Source organism: Actinocorallia herbida (assembly GCF_003751225.1).
Lineage (GTDB): Bacteria > Actinomycetota > Actinomycetes > Streptosporangiales > Streptosporangiaceae > Actinocorallia > Actinocorallia herbida.
The window spans coordinates 7,149,382-7,162,727 of record NZ_RJKE01000001.1; the positions used below are offsets into that span (position 1 = coordinate 7,149,382).

A 13,346-nucleotide genomic window follows, 5' to 3' on the forward strand; every position below is an offset into this window, starting at 1 on the left:
CACCGTGCGGGGCTCCCCGCGCGCCACCCCGGCACGGCCCTGCCCCGCCCTGCCCGCGGGCCTGGCGGGCGGCTCAGCCCGTCGTCCCGGCTTCAGTGGGCGCCGGGCCGTCCTCCTCCGGCTCCGGTTCCGGCTCGGGGACCTCTGGTTCCGGCGGCTGGGTCGCCTCCGCCGCGGGCGGCGGTTCCGCGGGCGGGTCGGCGGGCTGTCCCGTGGCCGGATCCGGCTCCCCGGGGGCGGCGGACTGGGCGCCGGACGGGTCGGCGGTGCCCGTCGGCTCAAGGGTGCCGCCCGCCTCCCCGGTCTCGGTCGCGGTCGGCGCCGCGGTCTGCTCGTCCGTCGGCGGCTGCGCGGGCGTCGTGGCGCCAGGCGTGCCGGTGCCTCCCGTGCCGTCCGTGCCGGTGGACGGCCCGTCCGAGGGCGGGGAGGGCGGCTCGGATGCCGCGGCCGGGGGCACCGGCTCGGGAGCGCCGTCGGACTCGCCCTCGGTCCCGACGGGACGGTCGAAGGCGGTGTCCTGCTCGGTGTCGACGAGCATCAGCTCCTCGACGTCCGCCGCGGGCGGACGGACGACCGTCACCTTGTCGGGAGAGAACCCTGTCCACGAAGCACCGGTGAAGTCACTTTCGCGCACGTCCACTTCCGGCTCCGAGAGCGGATTTCCACAATTGCATTTCACCACCGGAACGCCTCTTGCGTTCACCATGACCGCAATTCCCGCCTGGAGCACCGCGGGTGTCTTCGTGGCCTTTCCGTCACGGTAGCCGTGGTTCGTCACCAGGGTGTCGGCGCGCAGCAGGACGGGGGTGAGCGTGTCGACGAACTCCGCGATCCCTCCCGGGGGGACGCCCTGCGCGGCCGCCCATGCCGTCGCCTTCGCCGGGTCCCCTTCCAGGAAGTCCACCAGCGCTTCCTTGTCGCACACCGCGTCCTGCCTGGTCCCGCCGTACAGGCCCGGCTCATCGCCGGGCTTGGCTCCCCCGGCCGCCGCGAGCCTCCCCACGTCCTCCTTGTCCGTGCCCGACACGATCGTGTAGGCGTCCGGACCCGGATCGCCCACCGCCAGGCGGGTGATGACCGTCCCCGCGTCCCCGCACCCCGCCGCCCCGATGACGAGCAGGAGAACGAGAAGCACCACGGCTCTCGCCCTTGTTCCCATCCCGACCCCCGTCTGGATTTCTGTAAGTTCTTCGTCTTTGATGTCTCATAGAAGTGAGAAATACACAATTCCTGCGCATGGCCGGGGAGGGACGACATCATGCGCGCGCTCCAACCGGGGGACCCCGAAAGGCTCGGCGGGCACGACCTGCTCGGGCGGCTCGGGGAAGGCGGCCAGGGGACGGTGTACCTGGGCCGGGGACCGCACGGCGAGGTCGCCGTCAAGCTGCTGCACGCCCGGCTCAGCGACGACCCCGTCGCCCGGGCCAGGTTCGCTCGCGAGCTCGCCACGCTGCGGCGCATCGCGGGGTTCTGCACCGCCCGCGTGCACGCCGCCGACCTCGACGGGGACCGGCCCTACATCGTCAGCGAGTACGTGCCGGGGCCGTCGCTGCGCGAGCTCGTCCTCGCCGAGGGGCCCCGCACCGAGGGCGCCCTGATGCGGCTCGCCGTCGGCACCGCCACCGCGCTCGCCGCCATCCACGGCGCGGGCGTGGTGCACCGCGACTTCAAGCCGCCGAACGTCCTCATGGCCCCGGACGGCCCCCGGGTCATCGACTTCGGCATCGCGCGCGCACTGGACAACGCGGGCATGCGCACGATGACGGGCCAGCTCGTCGGCACCCCCGCCTACATGGCGCCCGAGCAGTTCGCCGGCTCGTCCGTCGGCCCCGCCGCCGACCTCTTCGCCTGGGCGCACACCGTCGCCTTCGCCGCGACGGGCCGCAACGCCTTCGGTTCCGGCACCCTCATGTCCCTCATCCACGCCATCCGCACCGCCGAGCCCGACCTCGCAGGCGTCCCCCCCGAGCTCCTCCCCCTTCTCCAGGCCTGCCTGGCCAAGGACCCCACCTCCCGCCCCACCTCCCAAGACCTCCTCTGGACCCTCCTCACCCTTGTTCCACCGCCCCGCCCCTACAAGAGCACCTCCGCCCCGCCCCCGCCCGACGCCCACGACGTCACCCACGACTACGCTCATCTCCCCCCACCTCACCCGAACCACCCGCGAACCGCCCCGAACGACGGCCCCGACCCGCGCTCCGCACCGACCCCCCCTCCCCAGGGCCCCACCGGCCCCGAGCAAGGAGCCCCGGGCCCATCCGGCTTCCAAGGGCACCACGAAGGCCCGCCGCACCACGCGTGGGATCACCACGCCGGCGGGCGGGGTGTGCCGGGGCAGGGCGGGCGGGGTTTCGCGCCGAAGGAGGGGGCGGGTGAGGGCGTCACGGCGTGGGAGGGCGCGGCGCGGCCGGTGGGGGCGGTGCGGCGCGGGCGGCCGCCCGGCCGGGTGTCGGCGGACGACCCGACCCAGGACCTCGGCGGTCGGAGGGTCTTCGTCCGGCGTGCCCAAGAGACGCCTGCCCAGCCGGAGGAGGAGGCCGGCCGGGCACCGTTGCGGCGGACCTGGCCGCTCGCGCTCGGGCTGCTCCTCGTCACGGCGGTCTCGCTGCTCGACATGGCTTCGCTGTCGGTGGTGGCGGGCGGACCCGTCGTGGAGACCAGGCAGCAGTGGACGCTCGTCCTGGCCACCGCCTACACGTCGCTGGCCGTCATCACCCTCTTCGGGGTGGCGGCGGCCTGGCGCGGCTACCGGTCGGGCGTGTGGACCATCATCGCCGTCCGCCTCGCCCGCGCCGGGACCTGGATCCTCACGCTCGGGCAGGTCCCCCCGCACGACCTCACCCTCGTGCTCCAGACCGTCTCGCCCGTGGTCGTGATCGTCCTCCTCCTCGCCGGGCTCTACCTCGGCCGGGACGACTCCCGGCGCCGCTGACCGCGCGGGGCGGCGTCCGCCCGTCCTTCAGACGGGGACCGCCCGCGCCTCCGGGAGGGCGTGGGACGCGCAGCGCACGTCGGCGCCCTCCGCGTGGTCGACCTCCAGCGTCGTGTGCGTGATGCCGTACGCGTCGCGCAGTAGCAGACGCACCTGCCTGCGCACCGCGTGGCAGTCTCCCCCCGGCGCGACGAGGATGTGCGCCGACAGCGTCGGATGGCCGGAGGTCACCTCCCACACGTGCAGCGCGTCGACGCCCGCGACCCGCGGGACCGTCCGCACCAGCGCGCTCATCTCGGCGGCGTCCATCCCGTCCGGAGCGGCCTGGAGCAGCACCCGCCCGGCGTCCCGCACCAGGCCCGTGCCCGCCTTCACCATGAGGGCGGCGACGACGAGGGACGCGACGGCGTCGGCGCGGTTCCAGCCCGTCACCAGCACCACGCACCCCGCGATCGCGGTCGCCACGAACGCCAGCAGATCGCTGAGAATGTGCTGGTATGCCCCTTCCACATGGAGTTTCGACCGGTCGGCTCGGCGCAAGAGCCAGGTCGCGGCGAGGTTCACCGCGATGCCCGCCAGCGCCGTCGCCACGACGAGCCCGCCCTCGACCGGGTGCGGTGCGATGATCCGGGACACGCCCTCGACGGCGAAGTACGCGGCGAGCAGCAGCAGCGTCAGCCCGTTGAGCTGCGCGGAAAGGATCTCCACCCGTTTCAGCCCGTAGGTGAAGCGGCCCGTGGGCGGCCGCGCCGCGATCCGCATCGCCAGCAGCGCCACGGCCACCGCGAACGCGTCGGTGAGCATGTGCCCCGCGTCGGTCAGCAGCGCCAGCGACCCCGACGCCATCCCCACGACCACCTCGGCGGTCATGAACACGACGATCAGCGCGAGCGCCCCGCGCAGGAACCGCCGATCCGCGTCCGCCCCCAGCCCATGCCCATGCCCATGCCCATGCCCGCGTTCCCGTCCCTTCCCCTGCTCTCGCCCGTTCCCGCGCTCACGCTCACGCCCGTCGTGCTGTCCATGCCCGCGTTCCCGTCCGCGCCCGCGCTCCTCTTGCCGTCCGTGCTCCTCTTGCCGTCCGCGCCCGCTCCCGTGCTCCTCTTGCCGTCCGTGCTCCTCTTGCCGTCCGCGCCCGCTCCCGTGCTCCTCTTGCCGTCCGCGCTCCTCTTGCCGTCCGCGCCCGCTCCCGTGCTCCTCTTGCCGTCCGCGCCCGCTCCCGTGCTCCTCTTGCCGTCCGCGGCCGTTCCCCTGCCCGCGTTCGTGCGCACGTTCCGGGTCGTGCCTGTGTTCGTTTTCAGCCCCCGCGCCCATCCGCCCACACCCCCTGACCGGCCACAATAGCCCGGAGCGACCCCGCCGACCTGGGATTCCGCGCCGCGCGCGCCCGTCGCGGGCACGCCTCTCGTGCACACTCTGGCGTATCTCGCGCGTTCGCGCGGGCCGACCTGTGGACGATCCGATTCTGTCGGTGGCGGTCGCTAGATTCGACAATGTGAGCGAATGAAACCGGTCGGCCCGCCGCGCAGGCGCGGGCCGGCCGAGCGGAGGGAGGTGCGGACGTGGACGAGCGGCGGGAACGAACGGCGGGTCCGGAGGATGGCGGTCCTGCCGTCCGGTGGGGCAGGGAACGGGTGCTGGCGCTCGCGCCGGACGCCGCCTCGCGCAAGGCCGCCGACGCCTTGGCGGGGCGGTCGGAAGGCGCGTCGGGCTCGGATGGCGCGCTGGTCTGGGCGGAGGGCAGGTACGCCACGGCCGTCGAGCTGGCAGGCCCGGCGTTCCGGTGCTCCTGCCCGAGCCGCAAGATCCCCTGCAAGCACGCGCTCGGCCTGCTCCTGCGCTGGAGCGACGGCGCGGTGCCCGAGACCGGGGCGCAGGCGCGCCCGGCCTGGGCCGAAGAATGGGTGGCCGCTCGGCGAGAACGCGCCGCCGCCCGGGTCATCGCCGCGGAGGAGGCCGCCGCCGAACCGAACGCGCCGGGCGCGGCGAGCGAGAGCGCCACCGCGCGGCGCCGCGCCGAACGGGTGGACGACGGCGTCGCGGAGTTCGGCCGCTGGCTGCGCGACCAGGTGTCCCGCGGCCTCGCCGGAGCCGAGCGCGCCCCCTACTCCCTGTGGGACGAGGCGGCGCGGCGCCTGGTCGACGCGCAGGCGGGCACGCTGGCCGGAAGAGTGAAGGAACTCGCCGCGCTCCCCCGCGGCGGCGAGCACTGGCCGGAGCGCCTGCTGGAGGAGTACGGGCTGCTGCACCTGTTGGTCCGCGCGCACACCAAGGGCACCGCGCTCGCGGGTGATCTGCGCGAGACGGTCCGCACCCGGATCGGCTTCCCGACGCCGCGCGAGGAGGTCCTCGCGGGCCCGCACCTCCGCGACGCCTGGCAGGTGCTCGGCTCGCGCGAGACCGCCGCCGACGCGCTGACGACCCGCCGCACCTGGTTGCGCGGCCGGCGCACGGGCAGGCCCGCGCTGCTGCTCGCCTTCGCCCCGACGGGCCGCTCCCTGGAACCCGCGCTGCCTCCCGGAACGCAGGTCGAGGCGTCCCTTGCCTTCCATCCCGCGGCCCAGCCGCTGCGGGCCCTGGTCGTCGAGCAGCACTCCGCGCCCGAGCCGTCCCCGCCCGAAGGAGGCACCGTCATGGCTCTGCTCGAGGAATACGCCGCGGCCCTGACCCGCGATCCCTGGCTCGACCGATGGCCCGCCTGCCTGGCCGACGTGCGCCTCGCCCACTCCGACCCCCTCCAGGTCGTCGACCCGGCGGGCCACGCCCTTCCCCTGCTCACCGCCGACCCCTGGCACCTGCTCGCCCTCTCCGGCGGCGCTCCCTTCACCCTCACCGCCGAATGGACCCCCACCGGCCTCCGCCCCCTCACCGCCCACCACCCAGAAGAGGGTCTCCTCACCCTTCCCTGACCTCCCGCCGCGAAAGGCCCCATCATGACCGCCCCCTCCGCCACCTCGCCCTCCGAGCTCCGCCCCCGACGGCGGCACCCCGCCGAGGCACCCGAAGACCTCTCCCCTCGACCGGGACCCGCTCCGCCCTCCGAAGTACCGGAACCCTCCAGAGCCACGACGGGGCCGCCCGCCTCCGCGCCCACAGGCCGGCCTCCGCATGAGCGGGACGGCACCCGGCATATCCCCGGGCACGGAGTGATCAAGCACGCCGATTCGGGCAGCACAGATCAAAACCACCCGGACACCGCACTCCGGGCGGGCGCAGCCGCACTCGGCGCGTCCCCCGAACGACGAGCGATCGAACGCGCCGACAGGGACGGCACGGACCGGACATCCGAACGCCCACCCGTGGCGCGCGCAACGGCGCTCGGCTCTCCTCCCGGTGAACATCGATCGAGCAGCGCGGTGGACACGGCGCTGCTCGGATTCCCGGCACCGCGCCCCTGGCAGCGCGTCGGACGGCGGATCGGTGGAGAACGCTCGCGTCGACGAACCGGCCGAGCACCGGAGACCGGCGCGAGCGCCACCGCCGTCAACGACCGGCTGCACCCCGCGAGGTCCTCCAGATCGTCGCGGTCGGCGGCGCGGGCCGACCCGGACGGGCTGCCGGTACCGCTGCACGAGCGGAACCGCGGCAGGTGGGATCCGCCCGTCGGGGGCCGCCGGGAAGGCGGCCAAGAGCCGACGGCCGCGCGAGGCGAACGACGGAGACCGTCAGAGCCGCTCGCCGAGGCACCGGCACGGGACAGGGCGAAGACCTGCAGGTGGGGGTGGGATGAAAGGGGACCGCGGCGCGTGGGCGACTCGGGTGGCGGATCCCGTGGGCGAGATGGGAGAGGTGGAGGGCAGATGACGGGATCGTTGGGATTTCGCGGTCGGGAAGCCGACGTGCGGGGCGAGGAGTCCGGCCCAGCACGGGACGGGAACGGGGCGGGCGGGAACGGACGGGGTTCGTCGGCGAGGCACGGGAGGCTCAGGATGAGTGGACGGGGCGCCGCGGCGGCCGTGACGGGGGGTCGTCATGACGGGCGGTGAGGGGGCGGCGTCGTGGCCCGAGGTGTGGCAGGAGCATGTGGCCGTGGCGCTGCTCGGCACCCGGCGGCGGAGCGTGCCCGAGCTGGCCGAGGCGGAGCTCGCGGAAGAGGATCCGGCGGCCCGGCTGCTCGACCAGGCGGGGCTGCTCGCGGTGGGGCGGCGCGCCGGGCTCAAGCCGGGCACGGCGGAAGCCGTCGCGCCCGCTCCCGCCGAGGACGCGCCGCAGGTCCCGGCGGCCGCGCGGGACCGGCTCACGGCGCTGCTCGAGGGCGAACGGGTGCGGCTGCTGCCCGAATGGCTCGCGGCCGCCGCCGATCTCGGCTACCGCGTCCCGGCCCGCCATCTGCCGGAACTCCTCGACCGGGGCCGCGCCGACCGCGCGCTCCGGCCGCTGATCGCGCGCGCGGCGGGGCGGCGCGGCGCCTGGCTCGCGCTGCGGAACACCGACTGGGCGTATCTGCTGACCGAGTCGGGGGCCGCGGCCGAACCCGTCGCGGACTGGGCGCACGGCACCCGGGGGCAGCGGGTCGCCGCGCTCACCGCGGCCCGCAGGGCCGACCCGGCCGAGGCGCGGGAACTGCTGCTGCGCACCTGGCCGCGGGAGTCCGCACCCGATCGGGCCGCGTTCCTCGCGACCTTCGCCCACGGCCTGTCGCCCGACGATGAGGAGTTCCTGGAACGCGCCCTGGACGACCGCGGCAAGGACGTCCGGCGCGGGGCCGCCGACCTGCTCGCGCTCGTGCCCGGCACCGCTTACGCCCGGCGGATGGCCGAGCGGGCCCGGTCGCTCGTCCGGCTCTCGGGCACGCCCGCGCGGCGGCACCTGACCGTGACCCTGCCCGCCGAGCACGACGACGCGATGGCGCGTGACGGCATCCCGTTCCACCCGGCAGGGTCGTTCGACCCGGCGGCGGCCCGCACCGGGGTCCGGGCCGCGTGGCTCCGCGAGATCCTCTCGCGCGCGCCGCTCGACACGTGGCCCGAGCACCTCGGGCTGAGCCCGCACGAGACGGTCATGCTCCCCGTCGCCGATGACTTCGCCCGGGACGTCCACCTCGGCTGGTGCCGGGCGGCGCTGCGGCAGGGCTCGGCGCCCTGGGCCCGCGCGCTGCTGCGGGACGGCTTCATCATCGACGAGGCCGAGTCGCCCACGGGCCTGCTGGCCCTCCTTCCCGAGGAAGACCGCGCCGCGGAGGCCGCCGCGCTCCTCGCGGCCGCCGAGGACCACCCGCACCGGCTCCGGCTGCTCGCCCACATCCCGGGGCCTTGGACGGGCGCGCTCACCGACGCCGTCCTCGATGCCCTCGCCGGCTCTCTCAACGACCCCGACGCCCCCCGCTTCGTCGCCCAGCTGTGCCGCCTGGCCGACGAACGCCTCGCCCCCGACGCGGCCCCCCGCGTCCACTCCCTCGCCGCCGCCCACCCCACCTGGCCCCTCGCCGAACTCGCCGACACCCTCGCCTTCCGCCGCCGCATGCTCCGCGACCTCGCCCCTCCCTGAACCCTCCTCCCCGGGAACACCCGAAACCCCGAAGGAGAGAAGGTCCCATGCCCTCCGCCTCACCGCGCGGAACCCGCACCCGCACACGAGCGCTGGACCCGGCACGGTCCAGGGCCCGGGGAACGGAACCCTGCGCGGTCGGCGGCGTGCCGAACTCAGTGCGGTGCCGGGGGTCGGGGCGTCGTTCGGGTCGGGGCGGGATGTCAGAGGGGTGTGATGGGGTGTCGTCCAGGCGGGTGAGGGCTGGGCGGTAAGGGATTTCGTTGGTCGTCGGGAGCAGGAGGAGAGGGTCATGGGCGAGGTGCTGAGGCCGCATGCGGAGCAGGAGTACGCGGAAGAGCTGGCTCGGCTGGCCGAGGTGGACGAGCGGGTCAGGCCGCCCGGGTGGCGGCTGTCGCCGTGGGCGGTCACGGAGTACCTGATGGGGGGCGAATTGGCGGACGGGACGGTGATCACGCCCAAGTACGTCGGGCCGCGCAGGCTCATGGAGGTGGCCGTCGCGACGCTGGCGACCGACCGGGCGCTGCTGCTGCTCGGGGTGCCGGGCACCGCCAAGACGTGGGTGTCGGAGCATCTGGCGGCGGCGATCAGCGGCGACTCGACGCTGCTGGTCCAGGGCACGGCGGGCACCCCGGAAGAGGCGGTGCGCTATGGCTGGAACTACGCGCGGCTGCTCGCCGAGGGCCCGTCGCCCGAAGCCCTGGTGGAGAGCCCCGTGATGCGCGCGATGCGGCTCGGTTCGGTCGCCCGGATCGAGGAGCTGACCCGCATTCCGTCCGACGTGCAGGACGCGCTCATCACGATCCTGTCGGAGAAGACGCTGCCGGTGCCGGAGCTGAACACCGAGGTGCAGGCGCACCGCGGCTTCACCGTCATCGCCACCGCCAACGACCGGGACCGCGGCGTGAACGAGCTGTCCAGCGCGCTGCGCCGCAGGTTCAACACCGTCGTGCTGCCCGTGCCGGGCTCCGCCGAGGAGGAGGTGGAGATCGTCGCGCGGCGGGTCGCGCAGCTCGGCCGGGCGCTGGAGCTGCCGGAGGCCGCGACGGGCCTCGCCGAGATCCGCCGCGTCGTCACGGTCTTCCGGGAACTGCGCGCGGGTCTCACCGAGGACGGCCGGACCAAGGTCAAGACGCCGAGCGGGCCCCTCAGCACCGCCGAGGCCATCTCGGTGATCACCGGGGGCATCGCCTTGGCCGCGCACTTCGGCGACGGCGAACTGCGCGCCTCCGATGTCGCGGCGGGCGTCCGCGGGGCCGTCGTGCAGGACGCGGTGTCCGACCGGGTCGTCTGGCAGGAGTACGTCGAGACCGTCGTCCGGGAGCGACCAGAGTGGGCGGACTTCTACCGGGCCTGCCGCGAGGTCCCGGCCTGAGGCCGCCCGCGTCCCGATCCTTCCCCACCGCTTCCTCTCGGGAGTCCCCATGACCGTCGAGGTCTACGGCATCCGCCACCATGGCCCGGGCTCGGCCCGCGCGCTGGACGACGCCCTCGCCGTCCAGCGTCCCGACATCGTGCTCGTCGAGGGTCCGCCCGAGGCCGACGCGCTGGTCCCGCTGGCCGCCGACCCGGGCATGGTCCCGCCGGTCGCGCTGCTCGCCTACACCGCCGACGACGCTCCCGCCCGGGCCGCCTTCTGGCCGTTCGCGGCGTTCAGCCCGGAATGGCGGGCGCTCGAACACGCGCTGCGCCGCGGCGTGCCCGTGCGGTTCATCGACCTGCCCGCCGCGCACACCCTCGCCGGGCAGCACGCCCCGGAAGATCAGGAGAAGCCGGAAAAACCCAACGAAGAGGAAGATCCTTGGCGGGATCGCGTCAGATCCGATCCGCTCGGCGTCCTGGCCGAGGCGGCGGGCTACGACGACGCCGAACGCTGGTGGGACGACGTGATCGAGCTGCGCGGCGGGTCCGACAGGTTCGCGGCGGTCGCCGAGGCCATGGCCGCGCTCCGCGAAGGCGACGACTCGGCTTTCACGCCTCGGGAGGAACGCAGGGAAGCCGCCATGAGGCAGGCGATCCGCAAAGCCCTCAAGGAGGGGCACTCCAACGTCGCCGTGGTCTGCGGCGCATGGCATGTGCCCGCCTTGGTGGACGAGGCGCGCGCCCGGGTGACGGCGACCCGGGACGCCGCGGCCTTGAAGGGCCTGCCCAAGGCCAAGGTCGCGATGACCTGGGTGCCGTGGACGCACGGGCGGCTCACCCGCGCGTCCGGATACGGCGCCGGGGTCTCCTCGCCCGGCTGGTACGGCCATCTGTTCGAGGTGCCCGATCGGCCGGTCGAGCGGTGGCTCACCGCCGCGGCGCGGGTGCTGCGCGCGGAGGGATTGCCCGCCTCGTCGGGGCATGTGATCGAGGCGGTCAGGCTCGCCGAGTCCCTGGCCGTCCTGCGCGGACGGCCGCTGCCGGGCCTCGAGGAACTGACCGAGGCGGTCCGGGCGGTGCTCTGCGAGGGCGCCGACCTGCCCGTCGCGCTGGTCGAGCGGCGGCTCGTGGTGGGCGAGCGGCTCGGCGCGGTGCCTGCCGGGACCCCGATGGTGCCGCTCCAGCGGGATCTCGCCGCGGCGCAGCGGCGGCTGCGGCTCAGACCGTCGGCCGAGGCCAGGGAGCAGGTCCTCGATCTGCGCACCGAGCTCGATCTCGGGCGCAGCCGGCTGCTGCACCGGCTGCGCGTCCTGGAGGTCGGGTGGGGGGAGCCCGCGGGGGCCGAACGCGGCAAGGGCACCTTCAAGGAGACCTGGACCCTGCGGTGGCAGCCGGAGTTCGACCTCCGGCTGATCGAGGCCGGGGCGCTGGGCACGACCGTGGAAGAGGCGGCGGGCACGCGGGTGATCGCGGCCGCAACGGCGCCCGAACTGCCCGAGTTGACGGCGCTGGCCGAGCGCTGCCTCCTCGCCGATCTCGCCGACGCCCTCCCGGAGGTCATGCGCGCGCTCGCCGACCGCGCCGCCACCGACCGCGACTCGACCCGCCTCATGGCCGCGCTGCCGCCGCTCGTCCGGTCGCTGCGCTACGGCGACGTGCGCGGTACCCCGACGGGCCCGCTGCGCGCGGTCGTGGACGGGCTCGTCATCCGGTTCTGCGTGGGTCTGCCCTCGGCGGTCTCCGCGCTCGACGACGACGCGGCGGCCGCGATGCTGAAACTCGTCGGCACCGTCCACGAGACCCTCGCGCTGCTGGACGATCCCGCGCACACCGAGCGCTGGCTGACGGCCCTGGCCTCCCTCGCGGAAGCCCCCGCCCTGCACGGGGTCCTCGCGGGCCGCTTCACCCGGCTCCTCCTCGACGCGGGCAGGCTCCCCGATCCGGCCGAGCGCATGTCGCGGGCCGTCTCGGCGGGCTCGCCGCCCGACCGCGCCGCCGCCTGGATCGAGGGCTTCCTGTCCGATGGCGCCCTCGTCCTCCTGCACGACGAGATCCTCCTGTCCCTGCTGGACTCCTGGCTCGCCGCGCTGCCCCCCACGGCGTTCGACACCGCCCTCCCTCTCCTTCGGCGCGCCTTCTCCGGCTTCGCTTCCCCGGAACGCCGCGCCTTGGCCTCCGCCGTCCGCCGCCCTGCCGCACAACGCAGCCGCGAGCACCAGGACCTGGACCTCACCCGCGCGGCCCCCGCGATGGCCACCGTCCTCACCTTCCTCGACCACCGCACCCCCACCCCATGAGAGGGCCGACGAGTACGGACAAGCCGCCGGCGCGGGCGGAAACGCGGGGGCCCGCGAGTGCAGACGGGCCTCGGACGGATCGGGGCCGCGTGAAGCGGCGTGGCCGGGATGAGCTGGAGGAGGAGAGATGAGCGGGGACGTCGAGAGGTTGCGGCGGTGGCGGTTGGTCCTGGGGGCGGAGGGGACCGAAGGGACCGGGGTGGAGGTTCAGGGGCGGGATCGGCGGGTGGACGAGGCGTTGGAGGCGCTGTACGGCGGTGGGGAGGGGCGGCGGGGAGGATTGGGGGCGTCCGCGCCGAATGTGGCGCGGTGGCTCGGGGACATCCGGGAGTATTTTCCGGCCTCGGTGGTGCGGGTGATGCAGCGGGACGCGATCGAGCGGCTCGATCTGACCAGGCTGCTGCTGGAGCCGGAGCTGCTCGACGCCGTCGAGCCGGATGTGCGGCTGGTCGGGACGCTGCTGTCGCTGGCGAAGGTGCTGCCCGAGCGCGCACGCGAGTCGGCTCGGGCGGTCGTGCGCAAGGTCGTCGCGGAGCTGGAGCGGCGGCTCGCCGACCGGACCCGCGCCGCCGTCCGCGGGGCGCTCGACAAGGCGGCGCGGACCTCCCGGCCGCGCCCGTCCGACATCGACTGGGACCGGACGATCCGGGCGAACCTCCGGCACTATCTGCCGGACCGCCGCACGGTCGTCCCGGAGCGCCTCGTCGGGCACGGCCGCAGACGGCGGGCGGTCCAGCGGGAGGTGATCCTCTGCGTCGACCAGAGCGGGTCGATGGCGTCGTCGGTGGTCTACGCGGGCCTGTTCGGCGCGGTGCTCGCCTCGGTGCCCGCGCTGCGGACCTCGGTCGTCGTGTTCGACACGGCGGTCGTCGACCTCACTGAGCGGCTGCACGACCCCGTCGAGGTGCTGTTCGGCACCACCTTGGGCGGCGGCACCGACATCAACCGGGCCCTGGCGTACTGCGAGGGGCTGGTCACCCGCCCGGAGCGGACGGTGCTGGTGCTGGTCAGCGATCTCTTCGAGGGCGGCGACCGCCGGGAGATGCTCGCGCGGGCCGCCGCGCTGGTCCGGTCGGGCGTACAGATGATCGCCCTGCTCGCCCTGTCGGACGACGGCGCGCCCGCCCACGACCACGACACCGCCGAGGCGTTCGCGGCGCTGGGCGTTCCGGCGTTCGCCTGCACCCCCGACGCCTTCCCCGACCTCTTGGCGGCGGCACTCCAGCAGCAGCCCCTGCCCGGCGCATGAACACCCCGTCCGGCGGCCG

General features: G+C 75.0%; 9 protein-coding genes. 6 read left to right on the forward strand and 3 right to left on the reverse strand.

Annotated features, from left to right (window positions below):
- Nucleotides 1–73: 73 nt before the first annotated feature.
- On the reverse strand, nucleotides 74–1,138 hold the full coding sequence (locus EDD29_RS32630; RefSeq protein ID WP_123668115.1) for a DUF6777 domain-containing protein: 1,065 nt from the start codon (nucleotides 1,136–1,138) through the stop codon (nucleotides 74–76).
- A 120-nt stretch (nucleotides 1,139–1,258) separates the two neighbouring features.
- Between EDD29_RS32630 and EDD29_RS46555 the strand changes: the two genes are divergently transcribed.
- Nucleotides 1,259–2,932 (forward strand): serine/threonine-protein kinase, encoded by a 1,674-nt coding sequence (locus tag EDD29_RS46555; RefSeq protein WP_211360058.1) that lies wholly within the window; start codon nucleotides 1,259–1,261, stop codon nucleotides 2,930–2,932.
- 27 nt (nucleotides 2,933–2,959) lie between these two features.
- Here EDD29_RS46555 and EDD29_RS32640 read toward each other — a convergent pair whose 3' ends face one another.
- Together EDD29_RS32640 and EDD29_RS47270 are read right to left on the reverse strand one after the other, a co-directional pair.
- Nucleotides 2,960–3,802, reverse strand: coding sequence for a cation diffusion facilitator family transporter (locus tag EDD29_RS32640; protein ID WP_246053120.1), 843 nt, complete (start codon nucleotides 3,800–3,802; stop codon nucleotides 2,960–2,962).
- An 11-nt stretch (nucleotides 3,803–3,813) separates the two neighbouring features.
- Nucleotides 3,814–4,203, reverse strand: coding sequence for a hypothetical protein (locus tag EDD29_RS47270; RefSeq protein ID WP_246053121.1), 390 nt, complete (start codon nucleotides 4,201–4,203; stop codon nucleotides 3,814–3,816).
- A 291-nt stretch (nucleotides 4,204–4,494) separates the two neighbouring features.
- On the opposite strand from EDD29_RS47270, the gene EDD29_RS32645 reads away from it, so the two are divergent.
- The 5 genes from EDD29_RS32645 (at nucleotide 4,495) to EDD29_RS32665 (ending at nucleotide 13,327) form a co-directional block, all read left to right on the forward strand.
- Nucleotides 4,495–5,841, forward strand: coding sequence for an SWIM zinc finger family protein (locus EDD29_RS32645; protein ID WP_246053122.1), 1,347 nt, complete (start codon nucleotides 4,495–4,497; stop codon nucleotides 5,839–5,841).
- 1,063 nt (nucleotides 5,842–6,904) lie between these two features.
- Entirely contained in the window at nucleotides 6,905–8,419 is a 1,515-nt protein-coding gene (locus EDD29_RS32650) for a DUF5691 domain-containing protein (RefSeq protein WP_148086168.1), read from the forward strand.
- Between the two features lie 292 nt (nucleotides 8,420–8,711).
- Nucleotides 8,712–9,794, forward strand: a complete 1,083-nt coding sequence (locus EDD29_RS32655) for an ATP-binding protein (protein WP_123668119.1) — start codon at nucleotides 8,712–8,714, stop codon at nucleotides 9,792–9,794.
- Between the two features lie 49 nt (nucleotides 9,795–9,843).
- A complete protein-coding gene (locus EDD29_RS32660) occupies nucleotides 9,844–12,078 on the forward strand; it encodes a DUF5682 family protein (RefSeq protein ID WP_123668120.1) in 2,235 nt (744 codons plus the stop codon).
- 127 nt (nucleotides 12,079–12,205) lie between these two features.
- Nucleotides 12,206–13,327, forward strand: a complete 1,122-nt coding sequence (locus tag EDD29_RS32665; RefSeq protein WP_123668121.1) for a VWA domain-containing protein — start codon at nucleotides 12,206–12,208, stop codon at nucleotides 13,325–13,327.
- The last annotated feature ends 19 nt before the right edge of the window (nucleotides 13,328–13,346 follow it).

Bases quoted from the DNA above. Each gene is read 5' to 3' on its own strand.
- EDD29_RS46555 (WP_211360058.1), top strand. From the start codon at position 1,259: ATGCGCGCGCTCCAACCGGGGGACCCCGAAAGGCTCGGCGGGCACGAC.
- EDD29_RS32640 (WP_246053120.1), bottom strand. From the start codon at position 3,802: ATGACCGCCGAGGTGGTCGTGGGGATGGCGTCGGGGTCGCTGGCGCTG.
- EDD29_RS32650 (WP_148086168.1), top strand. From the start codon at position 6,905: ATGACGGGCGGTGAGGGGGCGGCGTCGTGGCCCGAGGTGTGGCAGGAG.
- EDD29_RS32655 (WP_123668119.1), top strand. From the start codon at position 8,712: ATGGGCGAGGTGCTGAGGCCGCATGCGGAGCAGGAGTACGCGGAAGAG.
- EDD29_RS32660 (WP_123668120.1), top strand. From the start codon at position 9,844: ATGACCGTCGAGGTCTACGGCATCCGCCACCATGGCCCGGGCTCGGCC.
- EDD29_RS32665 (WP_123668121.1), top strand. From the start codon at position 12,206: ATGAGCGGGGACGTCGAGAGGTTGCGGCGGTGGCGGTTGGTCCTGGGG.